19 protein-coding genes are annotated in these 20,814 nt (G+C 62.3%); 6 read left to right on the top strand and 13 right to left on the bottom strand.

From position 1 onward, the window contains the following. Positions 1-43: 43 nt before the first annotated feature. Positions 44-3,004, bottom strand: coding sequence for an ATP-binding protein (locus tag Q355_RS0108135; RefSeq protein WP_027877346.1), 2,961 nt, complete (start codon positions 3,002-3,004; stop codon positions 44-46). Positions 3,005-3,317: 313 nt separating this feature from the next. On the opposite strand from Q355_RS0108135, the gene Q355_RS0108140 reads away from it, so the two are divergent. Next, positions 3,318-3,863 (top strand): DUF4256 domain-containing protein, encoded by a 546-nt coding sequence (locus Q355_RS0108140; protein ID WP_027877347.1) that lies wholly within the window; start codon positions 3,318-3,320, stop codon positions 3,861-3,863. A 123-nt stretch (positions 3,864-3,986) separates the two neighbouring features. Here the strand turns inward: Q355_RS0108140 and Q355_RS0108145 are convergent, their stop codons facing one another. Continuing rightward, complete coding sequence (locus Q355_RS0108145) at positions 3,987-4,499, bottom strand: DUF402 domain-containing protein (RefSeq protein ID WP_027877348.1); 513 nt, start codon at positions 4,497-4,499, stop codon at positions 3,987-3,989. Between the two features lie 180 nt (positions 4,500-4,679). Between Q355_RS0108145 and Q355_RS0108150 the strand changes: the two genes are divergently transcribed. Both Q355_RS0108150 and Q355_RS0108155 read left to right on the top strand, forming a co-directional pair. Then, entirely contained in the window at positions 4,680-5,819 is a 1,140-nt protein-coding gene (locus tag Q355_RS0108150) for an ABC transporter permease (RefSeq protein ID WP_027877349.1), read from the top strand. Further along, on the top strand, positions 5,819-6,520 hold the full coding sequence (locus tag Q355_RS0108155) for an ABC transporter ATP-binding protein (protein WP_036259018.1): 702 nt from the start codon (positions 5,819-5,821) through the stop codon (positions 6,518-6,520). Before Q355_RS0108150 ends, Q355_RS0108155 begins: the two co-directional genes overlap by 1 nt. A 19-nt stretch (positions 6,521-6,539) precedes the next feature. On the opposite strand, the gene Q355_RS0108160 is transcribed toward Q355_RS0108155, so the two are convergent. From Q355_RS0108160 to Q355_RS0108185, 6 genes are all read right to left on the bottom strand, one after another. Next, positions 6,540-6,860, bottom strand: a complete 321-nt coding sequence (locus Q355_RS0108160; protein ID WP_027877351.1) for a GYD domain-containing protein — start codon at positions 6,858-6,860, stop codon at positions 6,540-6,542. 46 nt (positions 6,861-6,906) lie between these two features. Continuing rightward, entirely contained in the window at positions 6,907-7,380 is a 474-nt protein-coding gene (locus Q355_RS16190) for an SRPBCC family protein (protein ID WP_027877352.1), read from the bottom strand. A gap of 38 nt (positions 7,381-7,418) precedes the next feature. Continuing rightward, on the bottom strand, positions 7,419-9,278 hold the full coding sequence (locus Q355_RS0108170; protein ID WP_027877353.1) for a DUF6345 domain-containing protein: 1,860 nt from the start codon (positions 9,276-9,278) through the stop codon (positions 7,419-7,421). Between the two features lie 8 nt (positions 9,279-9,286). Then, entirely contained in the window at positions 9,287-9,916 is a 630-nt protein-coding gene (locus tag Q355_RS0108175) for a hypothetical protein (protein WP_156941892.1), read from the bottom strand. Between the two features lie 251 nt (positions 9,917-10,167). Continuing rightward, positions 10,168-11,913 carry a CAP domain-containing protein gene (locus Q355_RS16195; protein WP_051529355.1) on the bottom strand — a complete coding sequence of 582 codons (1,746 nt, stop codon included), beginning with the start codon at positions 11,911-11,913 and terminating at the stop codon, positions 10,168-10,170. 256 nt (positions 11,914-12,169) lie between these two features. Beyond that, entirely contained in the window at positions 12,170-13,348 is a 1,179-nt protein-coding gene (locus Q355_RS0108185; RefSeq protein ID WP_027877355.1) for an MFS transporter, read from the bottom strand. A gap of 227 nt (positions 13,349-13,575) precedes the next feature. Here Q355_RS0108185 and Q355_RS0108190 point away from each other — a divergent pair, with 227 nt between their 5' ends. From Q355_RS0108190 to Q355_RS0108200, 3 genes are all read left to right on the top strand, one after another. Further along, a complete protein-coding gene (locus tag Q355_RS0108190; protein ID WP_027877356.1) occupies positions 13,576-14,460 on the top strand; it encodes an SIS domain-containing protein in 885 nt (294 codons plus the stop codon). A gap of 210 nt (positions 14,461-14,670) precedes the next feature. Beyond that, complete coding sequence (locus Q355_RS0108195) at positions 14,671-15,825, top strand: MFS transporter (protein WP_027877357.1); 1,155 nt, start codon at positions 14,671-14,673, stop codon at positions 15,823-15,825. Between the two features lie 109 nt (positions 15,826-15,934). Beyond that, positions 15,935-16,372 carry a CBS domain-containing protein gene (locus Q355_RS0108200; RefSeq protein ID WP_027877358.1) on the top strand — a complete coding sequence of 146 codons (438 nt, stop codon included), beginning with the start codon at positions 15,935-15,937 and terminating at the stop codon, positions 16,370-16,372. 119 nt (positions 16,373-16,491) lie between these two features. On the opposite strand, the gene Q355_RS0108205 is transcribed toward Q355_RS0108200, so the two are convergent. The 5 genes from Q355_RS0108205 to Q355_RS15620 all read right to left on the bottom strand — a co-directional run bounded on the left by Q355_RS0108205 (position 16,492) and on the right by Q355_RS15620 (position 20,807). Beyond that, positions 16,492-16,854 carry a phage holin family protein gene (locus tag Q355_RS0108205; protein WP_027877359.1) on the bottom strand — a complete coding sequence of 121 codons (363 nt, stop codon included), beginning with the start codon at positions 16,852-16,854 and terminating at the stop codon, positions 16,492-16,494. A gap of 329 nt (positions 16,855-17,183) precedes the next feature. After that, entirely contained in the window at positions 17,184-17,870 is a 687-nt protein-coding gene (locus Q355_RS0108210) for a glucodextranase DOMON-like domain-containing protein (RefSeq protein ID WP_027877360.1), read from the bottom strand. Between the two features lie 113 nt (positions 17,871-17,983). Further along, positions 17,984-19,312, bottom strand: coding sequence for a gluconeogenesis factor YvcK family protein (locus Q355_RS0108215; protein WP_027877361.1), 1,329 nt, complete (start codon positions 19,310-19,312; stop codon positions 17,984-17,986). 15 nt (positions 19,313-19,327) lie between these two features. Continuing rightward, positions 19,328-20,158 (bottom strand): RNase adapter RapZ, encoded by an 831-nt coding sequence (gene rapZ, locus Q355_RS0108220; protein WP_027877362.1) that lies wholly within the window; start codon positions 20,156-20,158, stop codon positions 19,328-19,330. A 181-nt stretch (positions 20,159-20,339) separates the two neighbouring features. Beyond that, the gene (locus tag Q355_RS15620) at positions 20,340-20,807 is read right to left on the bottom strand and encodes an FKBP-type peptidyl-prolyl cis-trans isomerase (RefSeq protein ID WP_245597532.1); all 468 of its coding nucleotides are present in this window, start codon (positions 20,805-20,807) and stop codon (positions 20,340-20,342) included. Positions 20,808-20,814: the final 7 nt, after the last annotated feature.

Raw genomic sequence — 20,814 nt, forward strand, 5'->3', positions numbered from 1 at the left:
GTCTGGCGCTAGCGATATATCGCACTCTTCACAGGCCCAATGTTTATGAAGAGTGCTCTAAAAAATGCCCTACTACCTGCTCGAGGGTTGGACTCTCGCCTTCGGAAGCCCCGTGCAACAAAGCCTGGGCTCTTGCCCTGTCGGCCGCAAAGGCCTGGGGGTGTTCAGCCACGAGCCGCAAGGCTTTTGCAGCCTCGAGGCTTTCGGCCTCTAGCGTGGTGGCCCAGCCACACAGCACCTGGAGCAGCGCGGGTACCTGCTGGGCCTGCCAGGCCTGGCCCAGGGCCATTCGAAAAAAGCGCAGGGCCTCAGCAGGCTGGCCCCGGGCGCTGGCGACCTGGCCCAGCAGGTTGTACAGCCACACCTCGTCGTACTGTGCGGGGTGCTGGGTCGCCAGTTGCAGCGCACCCTGGGCGCATTCCCAGGCGGGCTCGAGCCGCCCCAGCATCAGATAACAGCGGCCCAGATACATCAGGGTCTCGCCCCAGACCATCAGCTCGCCGCTGGTCTGGCACTCCTGCAGGGCCTCTTGCAGCAGCGGAAGCGCCTCCTCAAAGCGACCCAGGTCTATCAGCAGCTTTCCCAGGCTGGAGGTGTTGTGGAGGGCGCCGATGCGGTTTCCCTGTTGCTTGAAGAGAAAAATGGCCTCGCGGTAGTGGCCAATGGCTTGGCCATGCTGGCCCAGCACGTCTTCAGAGATGGCGACCCAGCCCGAACAGACCGCAACCAGGCGGGGGCTGGCCATCTCGCGGGCCATCTTCAGGGCCAGCAGGCCGTGGGCCAGGGCGGCTTGGTTCTGGCCCTGGGCGTTGGCCACCGCCCGCAGCGTGCCCAGGCCCCAGATTTGCGGCTCTGGGTCTGGAACAAGATGGCTTCGCAGCAAATCCAGGCCCTGCTGGGTGGTTTGCGCGGCCTCCTCCTGCTGGCGCAGGCGCTGCTGGAACTTGCCCAAAAACACCAGCACACAGCCCAGCGCAGCCGACTGCTGCGGACGGCTCGAGCCCAGCGCCTGGCGGGCTTCCTCAAACATCTCGATGCCCTCCTGGTAGCGCCCCCGCGCGTCCAGGAAGCGCATCAGGGCTTCGGCGGCATCCTTGATGGCCTGAAAACGCCCCATCTCCAGCGCCCAGCTCCAGGACAGCCGCAGGTTGCCCAGCTCTTCTTCCAGGGCCAGGAGCGTGGGTTTGGGTTCGGGGCCGCGAATTTCTTTCAGGGCGCGACTCAAGTAGCGCAGGTAGTACAGGCTGTGCTTGCTGCGGGTTTCCTGCTCCTCCAGGGGATGCTCGGCCAGCCTTTGTTGCATGTACTGGTAGAGCAGGGCGTGGCGGTCGTAGCGGCCTGTGGGGGTCAGGCGCAGCAGCGACTTGTCCACCAGCGCGGCCAGCACGGGCAAGGGCGTGCTGCTGACCTGCTTCACGGCTTCGGCGCGAAAACCACCGAAGAAGACCGACAGCCGCTGCAGGGCGGTTTGTTCGGCTGGGGTCAAAAGCCGCCAGGAGTGCTCGAACACCGCCTCCATGCTGCGGTGGCGCGGCTGGGTATCGCGGCTCTGGCTGACCATCAGCTCGGGGCTGCCCACCTCCTGCACAATCTCTTCCAGCGGCAGGGTGCGTACCCAGGCCGCGGCCAGCTCGAGCGCCAGCGGAAACCCCTCCACCCGGCGGCAGACCTCGAGCACCAGCGGCAGGTTCTGGGGGTTCAGGGCAAAATCGGGCCGCACCTGCTGGGCCCGCAGCACAAACAGCCGCACCGCGTCGTAGTGCTGGGCCTCGAGCAGGGACACAGGCCCTTCGGGTAGCGCAAGCCCCCGTACCTGAATCACCCCCTCGCTGTGCAGGTTGAGCCGCTCGCGCGAGGTGACCAGCAGGTGCAGCCGGGGGCAGGCTTCCAGCAGCCGGAGGGCAAGGCCGGCCCCCTCGAGCAGGTGTTCGTAGTTGTCCAGCACCAAAAGCATGGCCCGCTGGCCAATATGGCGCTCGAGCTGGGCCAGCGGGGGGTCGGGGCCTTGCAGGGGGAGCCGCAGGGTCTCGGCGATACGCAGCGGGATTTGTTCGGGGGTCTCCAGCGAGTCGAGCGTCACAAAGTGGGCCCCCTCGGGGAAGTGGACGGCGTGCTCGAGCACCGTTTGCAGGGCCATGCGCGACTTGCCCACCCCCCCAGGGCCGCTCAGCGTGAGCAGGCGGCAGTCGGGCTGTTGCAGGGCCTCGGCGATCTCGGCAAGCTCGAGGTCGCGCCCCACAAAGGGCATGGGGGCCACTGGAACGTGGGGGATTGGCGGAGGAGGGGGTGGGCCTGCCAGGGTCTGGCTTTTTTGCCGAATGGACTCGGCCAGGCGCTCGAGGCCCAGGGTAGGCGGCAGGTTTAGCTCCTTGTGCAGCAGCTCGGAAAAGCGCTCGTAGGCGCGAAGGGCTATGCGGGTCTCTCCCAGGTGAGCGGCCATTTGCATGTAGCGCTCGAGGGCTTCCTCGTCGAGGGGGTTGGACTCCAGCAGGGTTTGCAGCAGCTCTAGGCTCTGGCCGGTTTGGCCGCTTTGCTCAAGCGCAACGCTTTGCTGAAAGACCGTCCCGCGCCAACGCTGGCTCAGGTGCTCGCGCTCGGTCTCGAGCCAGGCAGCAAACTCTGGGGTGTCGTCGGCGCTAAAGCCCTGCAACAGCTCGCCCCCAAAGGTCTGTACGGCGGCGGCCCAGTTGGACTGGGCACAGGCTCGAGTAAACGCAGCCACATCGGTGTCTACCTGCCAGCGCAGGTACTCCTGCTGGGTCTCGAGCCCGGGCTGCCACTCCAGCGCCCGCACCCGCGAAAGCAGGTGGCGCAGGTTTTTACGGGCGCTGGTGCTGTCCGAGTCCAACCAAAACAAGCAGGCCAGGTGCTCGCGGCTCACCCAGTCGCCGCAAAAGGCCAGGTAGGACAGCAGCAAGTAGCGCTTGTCCTGGAGGAATAACAACACCTCAGAACCCAGCCTGGCCTGGGGCCTGCCCATCAGCCGAATCGAGTTGTGGGGCATACAATAATACCGGCTTCACAGAGATACTCTTCCAACCCCTCATTTGATGTATATCGTGAAGCCCAGTACACTCCCGTTGGTGCACGGAGCACACTCCGTCTCGAAGGGGATCGTCCCTTTGCTCGGGATGAACAACCCCCTACAGCGGTGAATGTTCACCCAGACTCGGTGCTACTTCAGATTTTACTGCAAAAAGCGCCCATCCCCGATTTTTTGCGATTTTTCTAGAACAGAAGCAGTTTTCTGGCGCTGAGCGCCGACACTTCTGTTTTCCGGATACCCCAGGTTTTGCCATCGGGTAAACTAAGCAGCGATGACCGCAAAGCAGCACGACGAGCTTCTGCAGGTGCTCAAAACCCGTTTTGAACAGCACCCGCACCGTCACGCAGGGCTACGCTGGGCTGATGTCGAGGCCCGGCTGGCCGCCCAGCCCGATAAGCTGGCCTCGCTTTTGCAAATGGAAAACACCGGCGGCGAGCCGGATGTGGTAGGCCACGACCCAAAGACCGGCGCTTTTATTTTTTTCGATTGCGCTCTAGAGAGTCCCAGGGGCCGCCGCAGCCTCTGCTACGACCGCGAAGCCCGCTTGTCCAGAAAACACAACCAACCCGCGGGCTCGGCCCTGGAGATGGCCGCCGCGATGGGCGTCGAGCTGCTGACCGAAGAGCAGTACCGGGCCTTGCAGCAGCTAGGCTCTTTCGACACCAAGACCTCGAGCTGGCTCCAGACTCCCCCCGATATCCGAAAACTCGGCGGGGCCATCTTTGGCGACCGGCGCTACGACCGCGTGTTTATATACCATAACGGGGCCGACTCGTACTACGCCGCCAGGGGCTTTCGCGGCTGCCTGAAGGTCTAGCGGCCATCACGGGCACGTCCGGGTTTTCTCCGTGTGCTGCCCATGCCCAATCTAATGCCAGGGCCGATACCGATTGAAAGGTTTGATGCGTATCTCAGTGAAGCCGGTGCGATTCGGCAAACGTTAGGGGGTAGGCGACAGCTCCCAGTCCCATTTCAGCTCAATGCCCTGGGCCCGCAGCGTGCCTTCCAGACTATTTTGGTGTTGCCCCAGCCGGTTGATGAGGTCGTGCAGGGTTTGGGTGGCCAGCATGGCTTCATCCAGGCTAATCAGGCCGGCCCTGAGCGCCTCGAACAATTCATGGGTATCCAGCAGGGTGAGGGTTTTGTCGAAGGCGATGCCCAGGTCGAGGTACAGGTCCCTCACCCGCAGGACATGCCCCTCCCGCTCGACCTGTACGATGTCTATGTAAAACTCGAAGGGATAGTTGTCCTGATGGGTAAAGTACTGGCAAATTTGCAGGTGATGCTGGGGCAGAATATGGGCCTTCCAGTAGCGGTAGCTGGGATGCCCTACGAAGGCTCGCTCGAGGTAGAGCCCGTGCTCATGCTCGTGGTACAGCGCCACTGGAAAGGTTCCCGCCTTGACCGTATGGGTCCTGGCAACAAGGTGGTGGGTTTCTACCTTGAGGTGCATAGTTAAGTTTACGATTAATCGGCAAAAGCAAGCTGCTTCCAGCTTGCTCTGGTGGGGGAGCCTCCTCCAAGGGCATCCGGGTAGATTTGCTTAGCGCCAAGGCTAAAGCCTGAAAACACCCCGACCCACACTGGGACTCATGCCCCACTTTTGCGGCCTTTTGCGGTTATCCTGATAGGTGTGGAAGTATTGGCGCTCATCTATCGCAACCTGCGGGCCCGGCCTGTTCGCAGCATTCTGACCTTGCTGGGAATTGTGGTCTCGACGGCCTCAATGGTACTTTTTATGTCGTTTGGAGAGGGGCTGCGCAAGGCATTGGGGGCCGAGCTATCTGCAGTAGGGCCGGCTGTTCTGGTCTTGCCCGAAGGCGTGGAGGCCTTTAGCCCTGGTTATCCCGAACTTCGCCCGGAAGCGGTGGAAGCCCTGAAAAAAGCCGCTCCAGACCTGGGTATTAACCAGGTTATCCCTTACGTGGTGCTGACTCGAGGTGGGTTTGATCCCCAGAGCTCCTTTGTTTTCCAGGGGATACCGGATGGGCTGAGCCCCAAGGCGCTTTACCCCAACCTCACCCTGGCCGAGGGCGCCCTGAACCCCAGCCCCCGCGGCGCGGTGGTGGGCAGTCGGCTGGCCGAGCGCAACCAGCTCAGCCTCGGCAAGGCTTTGCGCCTTTCGCCCAGGATTTCGCTGCGGGTGGAGGGTATTCTGAAGGGAAGCGGGGGGCTTTCTGATAACATCATCTTCGTGCCAGCCAGCGTGGTGCAGGAGGTCTTGGGTACCCGCAACTATACCGCGGCGGCGGTGGGGGTAAGTGCAGGGTTTACCGCCGACCAGGTGGCCGAGGCCATCAAAGCCCGGATTGCCGGAGTGAGCGCCCAGACCACCGGCGATGTGATGCGCTTTGCCGAGCGGGCGGTGCGGATTTCCGACCTGGTGCGCTTTGGCATTAGCCTGGTGGCGCTCATCGTGGGCGGGCTGCTGGTGGCCAACACCGTGATGATGTCGGTGTATGAGCGCATCCGCGAGTTTGGCCTGATGCGGGCGCTGGGGGCTAAACAGGGCTTCATTTTTGGCCTGGTGCTGCTCGAGGCCCTGCTGCTGGGTGTGGTGGGAGGTCTGCTGGGCCTGGCTCTGGGTCAGGTGGCTTCGGGGCTGGTTAGCTGGTACACCGGGCGCGAGGTGGGTGTTGCGCTCTCGGCCATAACCTTCCGCCTGGCCTCTTTTGCCCTGTTGGTGGCGGTCGTGCTGGGCTTGCTGGCCGGGTTTTTGCCGGCCCGCACGGCCAGCCGCCTCAAAGTGGTCGAGGCCCTGGGGAGGCTGTGATGCTTGAGGCCATTAATTTGCACAAGCGCTATCACCAGGGCGAGATTGATGTGGTGGCGGTGGATCATTTCACCTACCGCTTTCCCGCGGGCCTGACCGCCATTGTGGGGCCTTCGGGCTCGGGCAAGACCACCCTTTTGAACCTGCTGGCGGGCTTCGATGTGCCCAGTGAAGGGGAGGTGCGCCTCGACACCACCCCGCTTTCCACCCTGTCCGAGGATGGCCGCTCGGAGGTGCGCCTGAAGCATATGGGCTTTGTGTTTCAGCAGTGGAACCTGATTCCTACCCTGACTGCCCTGGAGAATGTGGCCTTTCCCATGATGCTGGCGGGGCTGGGCCTCAAGGAGCGCAGCGCCAGGGCTGCCGCGCTTTTAGAGGCGGTGGGGCTGGGCCCGCGGGGCAAACACCTGCCCAGCAAGCTCTCGGGCGGCGAGCAACAACGTGTGGCCATAGCCCGGGCGCTGGCCCTGAACCCCCCCATCCTGTTTGCCGACGAGCCTACTGGCAACCTGGACTCGGCCTCGGGGGCCCGGGTGGTGGAGCTTTTGCTGCACCAGGCCCGGGAGGGCCGCACGGTGATTCTGGTCACGCATGACCTCGAGCTCGCCCGCAAGGCCGAGCGCATTCTGCACCTAAGGGATGGCAGGTTGGTCAGGGTGGAGGATTTGACCCCCGCCTCTGCGGCTGTAAATAGCCCTTAGCGAAAACCGCCACCGAGAACTACCGACCCGGAGCCCGGTAGTGCGGGGTCAGCCGGGCGGCGGCGTCTACGTCCTCTGGCGTCAACAGCACCACGGTCTCGCAGGTGACGCGCCCGCTGGCCCCCAGCGTGAGCGCCAGTGCAGCCGCGGCCTGAGTGTTTGGCAGCTCGCCGATGGCATATACGTCGGTTTCGCCAAAAGCGAAGTACATCGTTTCCAGGCTCCCACCCAGCGACTTGACCAGGGCTTCGGCAGCGGCCCTGCGGCGTGTACCACCCTCCTCGAGCAGGCCTTGAATACCTTCACCTACGTAGTTCACCTTGAGCAGATACTTGGGCATAACCTTCTCCTTTACTTTGGATAGGGGGTTTGGGGTCGAGGGCGGTCTACCTTGCACCTCCTTCGGAGCCGGGGTTGGGGAAGATGCTCTGGTCGGTGGTGGCGTTCCAACTGCCTACCTCCACCAGCTGCACCCCCAGGTGCTGGGCCAGTCCCCTGGCCCCTGCCGACATGCACAGGGCAAAGTGTTTTTCACCCTGGTAGCCCCACGCGCTCAGGTGGACGAAGGTATGGCCCTCCTCCTGCTCCAGGGTGCAGCGGTAAAGCACCTGCGAGGTGTGGGCCTCGAGCAGCTCCATGGGCCGAACCTCGCAGACCCGCAGCTCCTGCGCGTTGAGCTGGTAAACGGCTTCTACGCCACCCGCCCGGCCCGGCTGTACCTTTTGGACGCTTTGGATACTGGGCCACCAGCGCGGCCAGCTCAGGATGTCCGTCAAGGCCCCCCACACCGGCCCCAGCGTGGCCCGCAGCACCCAGGTGCTCTCCAGGGAATGCTCGAGGGGGTTATTCTGGGGGTTCATGGCCTGCCTTGCTTCGCCCGTTGCTAGTGCGCTTGCGCCTACGACGGCCCCGAAAGCCGCCAGAAGCCTTCCACGCTTGGCCCAGGAATGTCCGGGCCCACCGGGCCCAGGTTCCAGAAATGGTCGTTGTAGTTGTTGACCCCTCGAGCATCCCAGACCCCCATCACGGCGTAGATTTCTGCCGGGGTCTGGATGCTGCTGGCGGCGTTGGCCCAGGCCTGGCGCAGGGGCAGCTTTTGCTCAAAGATGCCCTGGCCCAGCAGCAGGCCCTCGTGGCTGTTGTCGTAGGTGGTGTTGGCGTAGCCCAGCAGCAGGTGCAGCCCGTTGAAGGCGCCGCCCCACTGCCGCCACCAGGGGATGCCAAACTCGGACTCCTGCAGCGGCCCACAGGCCGCAATGAGCAGCCACTCGAGGTCGCGCTCGCCCCAGCTGGCCTGCTCGGAGTAGAAGAAACGTTTTTTGCGCTCGGTAACGAAACTGAAGCCCAGCCCGTTGGCGTGTCCGGTGTAGAAGCCCAGGTCCACGCTGTCGATGCCGAAGCTGTCGGTCTCCCGGGCGAAATCGCTCTGGTATGCCAGTTGCTCGCCAAAGTTGAAGGCCACCTGCACCCCGGCCTCGCTGGCCTGGCTCAGAAAACCCCCCACGTTGCGGGCCGAGTACGGCAGGTTTTGCGAAGCGCCTACCCAGGCTGCGCCTACCGTGTGCGGGGCCTGGGCCTGGGGGGCGGCTTTAGCCATCGGCGCAGGGGCATTGACCATGACGACCTGGCTGGCCCAGGTGCTGATGCCCTCGGCATCGGTGACCACCACGCTCAGGGTCTCGCGGGACACCGCCTCGCGGCTCGAGACGTTGTAGCGGATGCTATGCTCCTGGGCATGGAGGGGGAGGGCGGTGGTGGCAGAAGCCCAGGAGTAGCTGTAGGGCGCCTTTCCGCCGCTTACCGTGGCCCGGCCTTCTACGGCGAGGCTGCCATCGCTGGTAACGCTCAACCCGACCTCGGGTGCGTTGGCCAGGGCCGGAATCAACAGGCGGCGAATTTCCACAGTGGTGCCGTCCAGCGAAAACCTGCCGCTAAACAGATAGTGCGGGGCAATCTGGGTGACCGAGAGGCCCATGGGGGGTGCGTAATAGACCAGCTCGGACTGCAAGCAGAGGCTGCCTGCCTGGGCTTGCACGCGGGCACACTGGCCCTGGAGCGTGACCTGGGCTTGGTCCACCCCGAAGTACTGGGCGGCGGCCCGCCGCTGGGCTTGTGGCCCGGAGAGGATGGCGGCCCTCGAGCCTTCCGCCAACACCCGGTAGGCATACTGAAGCTGGGTAACTTTGCCCTGCCCATCGAACACCACCTTGATGCTGGCCCCCGGCCCGCGCAGGGGATAGTTGTTGGGGGTTACGGTGTCGAAGTCCACCTGGGTGTCGAGCGCTACATCGGCCACCGCCTCGCCCCTGACCGAGACGGCCTGGAAGCGCGAATGCCCCACGCTGATGGTGGCCCTTCTGGGGTTGAGGCCGGCTTTTTGCAGGGCCGAGACCGCCCGCAGCCGGGCCTCGTCCGCGGCCAGGGGCTGGATGGCCCGGATGGCCTCGAAATCGAAGCGTTCCTCGCTGGGGATGTGGCCCTCCTCGTCGGCTGGGCCTGGGCCTACCGGAACCATCGGCAGGTGCTGAAAGAGGTGCTTGTCCAGGTAGCGAATGCTGCCATCGCTGGCGATGATGCTGGTCTCGATGCCCAGCGCCAGCGCCAGTTCGCGCGCCCGGGTGGGGTTGACGGGGTTCTCCACCACGTAGAAAACCGGCAAAAAGCCGATAAATTCGAAAGCCAGGCGGGTGTTGCTGCTGCAGGCCACCAGCAGGCCCAGCAGTGCCAGGCCCGTCAAGCGTGTGAGGCGTGTGCGCATGAGATCTCCTAAAAGGCCAGCGTGGCCTCGGTGGTGCCAAAGGTGAAGGTCAGGATGCTACCGGGGGGCAGTTCGGGGACGCTGGTGGCCTGGATGCTCAGGTAAATTTCGGCCTGGTTGGGGCCGCCGCTGGTAATCAGCTCTTGCAGCTGGCGCACTGCCGCGGCCTCGAGCACATTGCCCACAAACACCTCGGGGCTAAGGATGCGGTAGGCGGTGGGGTCGGTGGGCTGCTGCTCGAGCTCGACCACCTTGTTGAGGCTAAAGGTGGGCAGGGTCAAGGCATGCTGGGCGTCCTTCAGGTGCACCTGGATGTCCACCCTGGTCAGGATGATGGTGCAGGGCAACGAACTGCTGGGCGCGCTGAGCCTGACCTCGGACACAAAGCCGACCCGGAAAAGGGTTTGTTTGAGGCTTAATGGAATGGGGCTCGAGGAGGTATCCACATCGGCAAAACTGGTCTTGATGATTCCCAGCCCGGTGGCGGCGCGGGATACTGCGCTGGCGCCCACCTCTACGTGTACTTGCTGGCCGCTGAGCCCCAGGGGGTTGGGCACGTTCTGGGGCGGAATCAGGGAGCTACAGCTCGCCATCAGATAAGCGGCGCCAACGATTGCAAACCTGGTCAATCTCTTCATAGCACCTTCTTCCGATCTGGCTGCGAAAAAACAACTCGAAAATACGGCGCAGCGGTGCGACAGTGGATGCTGGGGAATAAGCGCCTTCAATGCAGGCCTTGGGGGCATTGCGCCAGGGTATGAACCTTTGCAGGGCGGGACTCTATGGAGGAGGGGCTGGGTTGCCGCCGGGAACCCGGTACCCTCGAGCCCGTTTTGTGGGGCTCGAGGGGTTGCTGCGCCGATATCCAGACCACCTGCAAACACCAGCGCTAGTTGCGCTTACCGAACACCAGCGTCCAGTAGTGCGTCCACTGGCTGTTGGCGTTGAAGCCGTAGCCGAGGCCAATCTCGTTGGAGTTGGCGCTCATCATGGCCTGGCAGTGCCCGCTGTTGCTGTTGCGCCAGTTGTCGAAGGCGCCCTGTACGTTGGTGTTGCCGGCGGCGATGTTCTCGCCTTGGGGGGCCCCGGTGTAGCCGGTGGCGAGGATGCGGGTTACGAAGGTGCTGCCGTTGAGGCCGGTGTGGCTGAAGTAGTTGTTGGCGGCCATGTCCTCGCTGTGTAAGCGGGCGGCGGTGTTAAGTTGCGCCTGGAAAGCCACGGGCGGGACAGCCGGCATGTTCTCGGCCACCGCGCCGTTCCTGCAGACTCGAGGCTGCGAACGGAACTCATTAATCAGGGCCAGGAAGGGGGCCAGGTCGGGTGGTGGCGGGGGGGCTGGGGGGGTAATGGTGATGACCGCACTGGCGGTAAGGGTGCCCAGGGTAGCGGTTACGGTGGCGGTACCTCCGTTGCCGCTGGCGGGCGGAATATAGGTGAAGCTCGAGCCCGCCCAGCTAAAGGTGCCGGGGCCGGTCATGCTCCAGGAAACCTGGTTGCTCGAGGCTGTAATGATCACGTTGGCTCCGCCCACCTGAGTGGTGGCGGTGGTGGGGGAGACAGTCAGGGCCGGTGCGGCAGCGTTGATGGTAATGGTGACGCACTTGCTGAGGTTGGCGCTAACCGCCGCACACAGGAGGGCCGTACCTGCACCTCCGGTAGCTGGGGGGGTGTAGGTGGTGGTGGTGCCAGTGGTGTTCGAGATGCTTCCGGGCGAGCTGGCGCTCAGTGCCCAGCCAACGGCCTGGTTGGTATTGGTGGTGGCGGTAAAGGTGATGGGAGCCCCACCCACACTCACCGTAGCCTGGGCGGGCGTAATGTCCAGGGTGGGGGCGGGTGCGGCGGCATTGATGGTGATGGCGGCGGTAGCGGTAAGGTCGCCTGCCCTTGCAGACAGAATAGCTGTGCTGGTGCCTCCGGTGCTGGGCGGAGTATAGCTGGTGTTGGCGCCCGTGGTGGTGGAGAGGCTGCCCGGCCCGACCAGTATCCAGCTAATGCTGGCGGTGGAGTTGGTCAAGGTGGCGCTAAAAGCAATGGCACCTCCACCTACCGTCACGGTAGCGGCGGTGGGGTTGACGCTAAGGGCAGGGGTGGGGGTGGGAGGGGGGTTGGCAGCCCTGGGGGTGGTCAGGATGTGGGTCCAAAAGGCCAGACCGGTGGTGTTGCCGCTCTCGTACTCGCCCCACAGGCCAGCACCCATTACGGTGAAAGTGGGGTTCATCATGTTGGCGCAGGCCACCGGATCGGCAGCCCAGACGCTGAAGGCCTCGTTGGGGTTGGCAGGCAGGCGGGTTCGGCCGCGGTGCTCGGCCACCGGGCCGGGGTCGAAGCCTCGAGCCCGCAGTCGGTCTGCGGTGCTGGCTCCCTGATGGCTGTCGCTGTTGGCCCGGCCCATGTCGATGCTGTGAAACCAGGCCGCATCGCCCACCGCCTCGACCCAGGTCAGGGCGGGGGCGGCGGGGAATTGCTGGGCCCCGCAGGCTCGAGCCTGGCTACGAAAGGCGTTGACCAGCCCCAGCACCTGGGCTTCTTCTGGATAGGGTACAAAGCGTGTGTTGTTTGGGTTGGGCGTACCCCCACACGCCGCAATTAGCAAAACCAGGATGGCCCATAAACTGTAGCGCTTGAATTGTTTCATAATGCTTCCTTGGCAAGTGCGCAATTCAATAACCCTGCTGCTTGTTCTATCTCAGTACGATGCAGGTGCGGTATGGATAGCTCCGAACGGATGCCAGCACAGATACAATCACCCTGTTTATCCCTCCTCGTGTTTGATAGGAAGAGTATGCCCTACTCCCGTCGCACCAGCGTCGTGTGTGAAAAAATACACATAAGATCCCCGAGAGGCATATAACGGCGGCGCGTTTGCAGAGCGCCGATGAGAAAAAACGCCGTTACCTGCGAGGTTTTTCTACAATGCTGGAAAGCAGCAGGGCCCCAATTCCAAAAACGGCCGCCTGGGCAATCCAGCCCAGGGCATAGTTGTTGCTGAAATCAACCAGCAGGCCAAACAAGGGGGGGGCCGAGGCGATGCCGATGGAGGTAAATACCAGCCCAAACCCCACCACCCGGCCTTCCCAGCCAGGCGGAGATAGTTCGGTGAGAAGCGAAAAATGTAGGCCTTGCCAGCCCAGGGCGGTGGCTCCATACAGCACCACAATGAGGGTTTTGAACAGTAGGGGTGTGCCGGGGGGGAGCCAGGCCAGTACCAGCGCGCTCAGCCCGGCCAGCCCCACCATCGTTACCAGCAAGGGCTTGCGCCGACCCCCCATTTTGTCGGAAAGCCATGACCAGAGCACCCGACTGAAAGCACCGGTAAACTGGGCTGCGGTGAGCAGGGCGGCGCCGGTGAGTTCGGGAATCCCATAGCGTTCTTTGAGAAACAAAATCAGGTAGGTAATCATCACAAACTGCCCGGTGGGCAGGGTCATGCCGGCGGTAGCTGCCAGCAGGATGTTGCGCTCGCGCAGTACCTGGGTTAGCCCAGGAAGAGCGCCTTTGGGTGGGGTTTTGCGGGGCAGGCTTTCGTGGTAGAGGCGGGCTGCGACCAGGGCCGCCGCAATGGCAATGAGGGCTGCCACTACCGAGGCCCAGCGCCAGCTGGTGAAGTAGGCCACGGCAGGGAGAATGGCCGCGGCCAGCGCTCCCCCCAGGGGCACGGCCATCTGACGTAACCCGATGACCAGGCCGCGCCGCTCCGGCGGAAACGACTGGGCCACCGCTTGAGCCCCGGCTGGGGTAGCCGAAGCCACCACCAGCCCCACCAAAAACAAAAGTGGAACCAGCACCCACTGGGATTGTGCCAGCACCGCAATAGCAACGGCCACTCCGGCGCCTGCCAGGGTTCCGGAAATCATTACCGTGCGGCTGCCCAGCTTATCGGTGAGCCAGCCCGAAGGCAGCGAACCCAGCATGGTGCCAACGTAGACAAAGGTATTGAGCAAGCCCACGGCAGCCAGGGAAAGCCCCAGGTCGGCGCGGATGTAAGGGGCCAGGGTTGGATAGGCCTGCCCAATGAGGGACACCGCGGTTCCGGCGGTCATGGCGGCAATGAGGACAGCCCGGGGCGACATGCGAGGTTCAGGCTACCTTATTTGTCCCACAAGCGTAAAACCCAGACTGCACATACCAAAGCGCAGTCCAGTTTTTTGCCTGCGCATTTGAACGGAGGCCAGGTTTGCGAGAAGGCTGGGAAGCCATTGCAACCGTTGCTATGAGCAAGGCAAAAACCGACTTTACTTGGGTGGTCAAGTCCCAAGAACTCTTTTTTTGGTACGTCAGGCCGCTACAATGAAAAGGAATGCGCGACCTCGACTCCCAGGAAACCTACCTGGCCGACCGGTTTGGCCTGGCCTTTGATCTGCGCGATCTGGTGGGCAGTGGGCCGGTTCCTCAGGCCAGGTATGCCCCCCCTTATGGGGTGGTGGGTTTTGGTGAGGCCTGGTGGGCGGCGCAGCTGGCGCGCGATTTTGCCCAGGAGCTTACCGCTACTGGGACGCAGTTTGTGCTGGAAGGGGGCTACGACTTCGGCGGCGCGGCTGGGGCTGGGCTTTACGCTTCAGTGAGTGGTGCGGAAATCGTTCGTCTGGGCTTTCGTGAGAACGTCGAGGTGGAGGTGCTGGCGCATCCCCTGGCTACCTACCGCTACCTGCGTTTTTTGCTGCTGGCCACGGGCCAGCAAGCCGAGCTGAGCCGGATAGACCAAGCCTTGCTGCTCGAGCGCGACCGCCTGCGTCCCGAGGTAAGCCTGAGCAAAAACCCCGCCAAGTTTTTGGCCTATTCGCTTTTGGAGCGCACCCCCATGTGGGTGGTTCCAGACCGCTATCCCGGCCTGGCCCCGGCCTTACAGCAAACCTTTGCCCGCATAGCCAAGAGCCTCTCCTTTACCCCCCCGCCTTCGGCCCTGGAGTTCTTCGTGACGGGCCTCGAGGCCCGTCACGAGCAGGGCGACCCCCTTGCTGCGGTTCTGATCGGCGACGACGAGCGCAAGCACTACGCCCAGGAAATTCTGGAAAATCGCGTCGATACCATTATCGAGCTGCCCGAGCCCGAGGCCGAAGGTACCCTGGCTAAAGCCCTGTGCTACTGGTACCGCGTGGCCTGGGCCAGCTACTACCTGGCCTTGTTGTACGCGGTGGAGCCGGGCGACTGGGAGGTGCTGGACAACCTGAGACAGGCCACCTAGGGCCATTATCAGAAAAGGCAGCCCGGTCTTTGAAAGCCAAAAGGACGTAAGGGACTCTTTTTTCGCCCAGTACCCGCACCACAAATCTTTCTTGCAAAACCCCAATTCGGGACAGGGTATCGCTAGCGCGCCCAGACGCATTTTCGTGAAACCTGCTCTTTGATTCCCACATCGCTTTTCCTGACCCGCTGGTCAGCGTATGCTCTTGGGGTGTTGCCTTTTTTGCTTTCCTGGCTACATGCCACCAACGACTTGTTCGGCGCATTTCTGACCCCTTTGCTGCCTAAGCTCCAGGTTGCTTTTGGTGTGAGCTACGGGGCGGTGTCGGTTCTGGTGGCCTTGCAATCCCTCACTGGCAGCCTCTTACAGCCCTTGGCTGGACTGGTGGCCGACCGCTACGACCGCCGGGTTTTGGCCGCATTGGGGCCGCTGCTCATGGCATTGGGCGGTGGCCTGCTGGGATTTTTCCCCAATCTCTGGGTCGCGGGCGCTGTGCTGGCCTTGTCGGGGCTGGGTTCGGCCCTGTTTCACTCGGCAGGCGCTGCGCTGGTGGGGCAGTATGCCGATCCGGCCCGGCGGGGCTTCTGGATGAGCTTTTTTGGTACGGGGGGCTATATTGGCATCTCGCTGGGCCCCATCGTATCACTTACCGCGGTGAACCAGGGCGGGCTGCAAGCCCTGGCCTGGTTGATTCCCCTGGCCCTGATACCTGCTTTTTTGCTGCTGCGCCAGGCACCCCCCACCCGGCTGCAAACCAAGCCCTCAACCTTCGCCGATTTGCAGCGGGTTTTTCGTGGGCATGTGGCTCGCTTGTGGGCGGTCTCGACCCTGCGCAGCGTCGTGTTTATGAGCTTCTCGACCACCATCCCCTTCTGGTTTCACCAACGCGGAATCCCCGACGCCCAGGTGGCCCTGACCCTTTCCATCTATAGCATTTCGGCAACCATCGGAGCCTTTCTGGGCGGTACCTTATCGGATCGGATGGGGCGGCGCAAGGTGCTGGTGGGTACCATGTTTTTTGCTATTCCGCTGTACGTCGCCTTGCTGCTGGTTCCGCCGGAAAACTGGTTTTATGTGGTCTTGCTGGGGGTAACGGGGGCCTTGATGAACGCGGGCGTACCGGTAGCGGTCACCATGGCCCAGGAGCACGAACCCAGCCAGATGGCCACAGTTTCGGGGCTTTTGATGGGCTTCACCTGGGGGTTTGCGGGCTTGCTGTATGGGGTGGTAGGGCCTATTATCGAGCGCTTTGGGGTGCTCGAGAGCTTAAGCGCGCTGGGGCTGTTGCTGATACCGGCCCTGACCCTATCCTTGGCGGTGCGCGAGGCCCGGCCCCAGCCTAAAGGTGCCTGGGGTCACAAATAGCCCTATTCCGCAAAGCAGGCCGGGCGAAGTACAATGACCCATACACACGAAGCTTTGGAGAAAGGGAAAGCCTACCCCTTAACGCACCCGCTCTTTGGAGGTGTTCGCTATGACCAGCACGGTACGGCAGTTGCTTCAGACCAAGGGTAATACGGTGTACGCCATTTCACCTGGGGCCACGGTTTTTGAGGCCCTCGAGCGTATGGCTGCCTACGATGTGGGGGCCCTGATGGTGATGGACGGCGATCAGCTCGTCGGCATCTTTTCCGAAAGGGACTATGCCCGCAAGATTATCCTGATGGGCCGCATTTCCAAAGACACCCTGGTTGGTGAGGTTATGACCGGCGAACTCATCACCGTCACCCCCGACGCCACGGTCGCCGACTGCATGAACCTCATGACTGGCAACCGCGTGCGCCACCTTCCGGTATTAGAAGATGGCAAGCTGGTGGGGGTGGTCTCCATTGGCGATGTGGTCAAGGCCATCATGACCCAGCAAGAGTTTATGATTGCCGAGCTGGAGAGCTACATTACCGGCTCGCGCTGAGCTGGGAAACCGCAGCTTTTTCTCCCGCTTGTTTTGTGGGTTCCCTCGAGGTGTCTAGCAGGAGCACCCGTAACCGGCTGGTTTTTGCCCCCAATGCTGTCGAGGGTTTTCGCTAGGGCTCATTTGCGCTGGTCCGAAGGCCCAATTAGCAAGTTCAGGCCAAAGCTAACGACCGATAGCAGGATGGCCCCAACCAAAGCGCCGCCAAACCCGCGCACCTCCAGGGGGGTCAGGCTGGCCACCACCAGCACAATCACGGCGTTGACTACCAGGGTAAACAAACCCAGGGTCAGAACGTTAAAAGGCAGGGTAAGCAATAGTAGCACGGGCTTGAGCAGGGCGTTGGCCAGGCCAAATATCAGCCCGGCCACAAGATACTCCCCCAGACCACTGCCCCTGGCAAAAAAGAGGCCACCGTAGACCTGGGTCACGATCCACAAGGCCAGGGTATTAAGCAGCAGGCGTAGCAGGAAATCGCGCATAGCTCAGGGTACACCTATTTGGGCTGCGGAGGTAATGTCGGCTTATATGAACCCCGCCTGAATCGTTCCGTTACGGAGAGGTTAGGGCATCATCGTTTTTGAAGATGTTGCTACCCGCGCTTCAGGCGGGGCCCCCATAAAGTAACCAAATCAAAGACATTTCTTATAATGCTACCCGCACTTCAGGCGGGGCCCCAGAAAAAAGAACAAATCAAAGACATTTCTTATTAGGGATTGTGCGGGGCGAAATGGAGCGTTTTTGGCAAGGATCCGGTTTTGGGGGCGTGATGCCGGGATTTGGACTTGGGGCTTTGGACGATTTTCTGGTTTCATCTTCGCGGAAAGCGAAAGGCCAGCAGAATAAACAGCATCCCTAAAGCCGCGCTCAGAATAGCCCAGGGGATGCGATTCTGGATGGCCCGCACGGGGGGCAAAATACCACTCTGGTAGGCCCGAACCTGGCTTGGTGAGAGTACGTCCACAGCGGCGGGGGCGCCTGCCGGGCCATCGATGGCCCAGGTGCCACCACCGGGGCGTACTGGCCGGAAGTGCCAGGGGGTGAAAGGGTCGTAAAGCCCTACGGCCACATAGTAGCCGTAGTCTCCCGCGGGCAGATTGGAGGAAAGCTCGAGCCAGTCACCATTTTTTGTAACCGATACAGCCTGCACACTACGGTCGGGACGGTGCTCTTCGGCTTTCCAGCCGGTAAGCAGGTAGGCCCAGTTCCAACCCTGCCCTGGCGGGGTTTTGAAACCGGCGCCGGGCAGCTCTTCCTGGCCGCCTGGTTTGGTATGTATGTAAATGCCAACGGTCGCGAGGGAGAAACCGTGGGGGGCGTTGTGGGGGTTAAGGTAGCGGCGCAGCCTGACCCGCAGCACCACTTTCTCCCCTCTGCGAAGGGCCTCAAAGCCGGTCAGGTCGGCAAAACCGGCCTCGGCAAATAAAGCAGCGCGGGGGTAGGCGTAGCCCAGGCCGTAGTCGTCGCCTATGGGATCGGAGAAAAGTAGGGGGATCATGGCGTAGGGGTTTTTCTGCAATACCCAGCAATGCCACTCAGGTATGTAAGTGAAATATGGGTGGGCCTGAAGCGGCCCACAAACCCGAATCCTACCCTGTCTGGGGCCTTATATCAAGGGGATAGACTTATCAGGGCTTTGACCAGGCGAATGGGGTCGTGTTGGGCAAAACCGGGCTCCAAAAAGTCGTCGGCCACAAGCTGTACCCCCAGGCCCTCGAAGCGCTTGGGATTGAAGCGTACTGGCGCCTGGCCTTCGGCCCGGTAGCGCTCCAGCAAGGCCTCGGGTATGCGGGCGGTGTTGACCAGCACCACATTGGGTCTGCGGCCCAGATGCTGCTCGATGGCATGAAAATGGTCGTAGGCATCCATGCCCTCGGTCTCACCCCGCTCGCTCATGATGTTGACGATGTAGACCAGCTTAGCCGGAGACTGCTGAATGGCTACCTGGATGCCCTTAGGCAGGAAGCTGGGAATTACACTGGAATAGAGGCTACCGGGCCCCAGTACGATCATCTCAGCTTTTTGCAGATCCTGAGCGGCTTCGGGCATGGCTGCGACCCCTAAGGGCGCTAACCCCACCTTGCGGATTCGGCCCGGTTTTTCGCGTAGGGCGGTCTCTCCCTGTACCCGGCTACCATCGTCGCGCTCGGCCCAAAGGCGGGCCGCCTCGTAGGTGGCGGGCCATACCGCTCCTTGCAGGCGCAGCATCTGGTTAGCCTGACGCATGGCCTTGGCAAAGTCGTGGTTGAGTTCGGACAGCGAGACCAGCATCAGGTTGCCGAAGGTGTGGCCTTTGAGCTCTTCTCCGCGCTGGAAGCGGTACTTCATCAGCTCGGGCAGCCCTTCGGCATCAGATAAAGCAGCCAGGCAGTCTACCAAGTCGCCTACCGCCGGAACCCCAAACGAAACCCGCAGGCGTCCGGTAGAGCCCCCATCATCGGTGACCGCTACCACCGCGGTGATGTGGGCGGTTTCCATCTTAAGACCGCGCAGCACGCGCGAAAGTCCTGTTCCACCACCCAAGGCCACAATGCGGGGGCCGCCCTCGAGCTTGCGGCGAATGTACACCTGTTTAGAAACCGATCTGGGGTCGGTGATGGCCGAGAGCATGCTGCGGTTCATCCAGCGCAGACCCGTTAAGAACAGAATCAGGCCGCCCACCAGCCAAAGCCCCCCCGAGACCCATAGCGGAATGGAAAAATAACCGGCCCAGCGGGTGGTCTGCAAGAACCAGGGCAGGAAGGAAGTTTGCCACGAGAGATGAACCACTCCGGTGAACATACACAGCATGCCCAGGGCGGCTAAAAACGCATACCGCTTGACCCGCATTCCTGGCAACAGCCAGCGCAACGAGCTAAAGAAGCGGTCGTCGGCAGGGTTGGTTCGCAGGCTCTGGGCGATGGCCCGCAGGTTGGGGCGTTTGGCCTTGTTCCAGATCATATTCGCTTTTCTCGCTCAAGCCTGCATGGCTTTTTCCAGGTCGCGGTGCTCGAGCTCCACCCGAAAGCGGCTCGAGAGCTCCTGGGCCAGCCGCTCTGCCACCGCTACGCTGCGGTGCTGGCCTCCGGTACAACCGATGGCTACTGTGTATGCAGCACGTCCGGTCTGGCGAGCACCTTCTGCCGAGAGCCCAATGGTAGCAAGCAAGGTGCGGTAGAGGGGTTCGTTTTTTTTCTCGGCGAACACATAGGTGGCGACCTCGGGGTCGGTGCCGGGGCGTGCTTTGAGCACAGGGTCGTAGTGGGGGTTAGGCAGTGAGCGCACATCCAGTACCAGATCGGCATCCTGCGGCGGCCCCCACTTAAAACCGAAGGAAAAGATGCGCAGCAAGAAGCTTTCCTCTTCACCCAGGGCTGCCTCGAGGGCCTCCTTGAGCTGGCGCGGGGTGCGCTCGGAGGTGTCAATCACCAGGTCGGCGCGGTCGCGCAGGGGGGCCAGGGTCAGGCGTTCTTCTTCAATCTCGCGTAGCAGGTTGCCCATGCCCAGCGGGTGGAGGCGGCGCGATAGGTTGTAACGCTTGAGCAGGATGTCCGATTTGGCTTCCAGGAAGATGATAAAGGGCTTGAGCTCGCTGAGCACCCGCTCCACCTCGCTCAACAGATTGCGGGCTCGGATGTCGACCACCACCACCACCTTGTGGATGTTCTGGGCTTCCACGGTTTTGAGCAGGTCGGCCCATAGCGGAGGTGGAATATTGTCTACCGAAAAATAGCCCAAGTCTTCCAGGGCCATCCTGGCCGAGGTCAGGCCTGCGCCGCTTTGTCCACTCAATACCACGAACCGCATCTATTCACTCCAAAAAGCCTCGAGGCCACCCACAGGAAGTTTGCACCCTGGGTGCCAGCTTCCTTCAAGTATACCCGCAGCCTCTATAAGCTCCTGGTCAGCACAGCTAGCTGTCGCGGCCAAAGCGGTGTGCAGATGGCTTTTGCGCCAAGCCTCTTGCTGGACGGTCAGCGTCCTGGTACTACCTAATTTCCAGCAACTCCACGTCGAAAATCAGGGCCGAGTTGGGGGGAATATCGGGGCTGGGGCTGCGCTCGCCATAGGCCAGGTTGGCCGGGATAATCAGGCGGCGCTGGCCGCCGACGCGCATGCCCACGATGCCCGACTCCCAGCCGGGAATCACCTGCCCTGCACCCAGGGTGAACTCGAAAGGGGAGCGGCCTGGCTGGCAGGAGGTGTCGAACTGCTTGCCATCGACCAGGCGTCCGATGTACTGCACCCGCACGGTGTTGGAGGTAATGGCCTGGGGGCCGCTGCCTTCCTTAAGGTCTTCGATGCGAAGGGCGGTAATGCCTTCGTTGGTGAGGCCAGTCGCGGCGGGGGGCTGGTTGGTGCAAAGCGTACCGCTGCCCACCTGGGCCTGACTGCCAGAACGTTGCCCCAGGAAGAAGTAGGCTCCAAGGCCCAGCAAAGCCAGCACGGCCACCACAATAAAT

The sequence above is a fragment of the Meiothermus cerbereus DSM 11376 genome (genome assembly GCF_000620065.1).
Lineage (GTDB): Bacteria > Deinococcota > Deinococci > Deinococcales > Thermaceae > Meiothermus > Meiothermus cerbereus.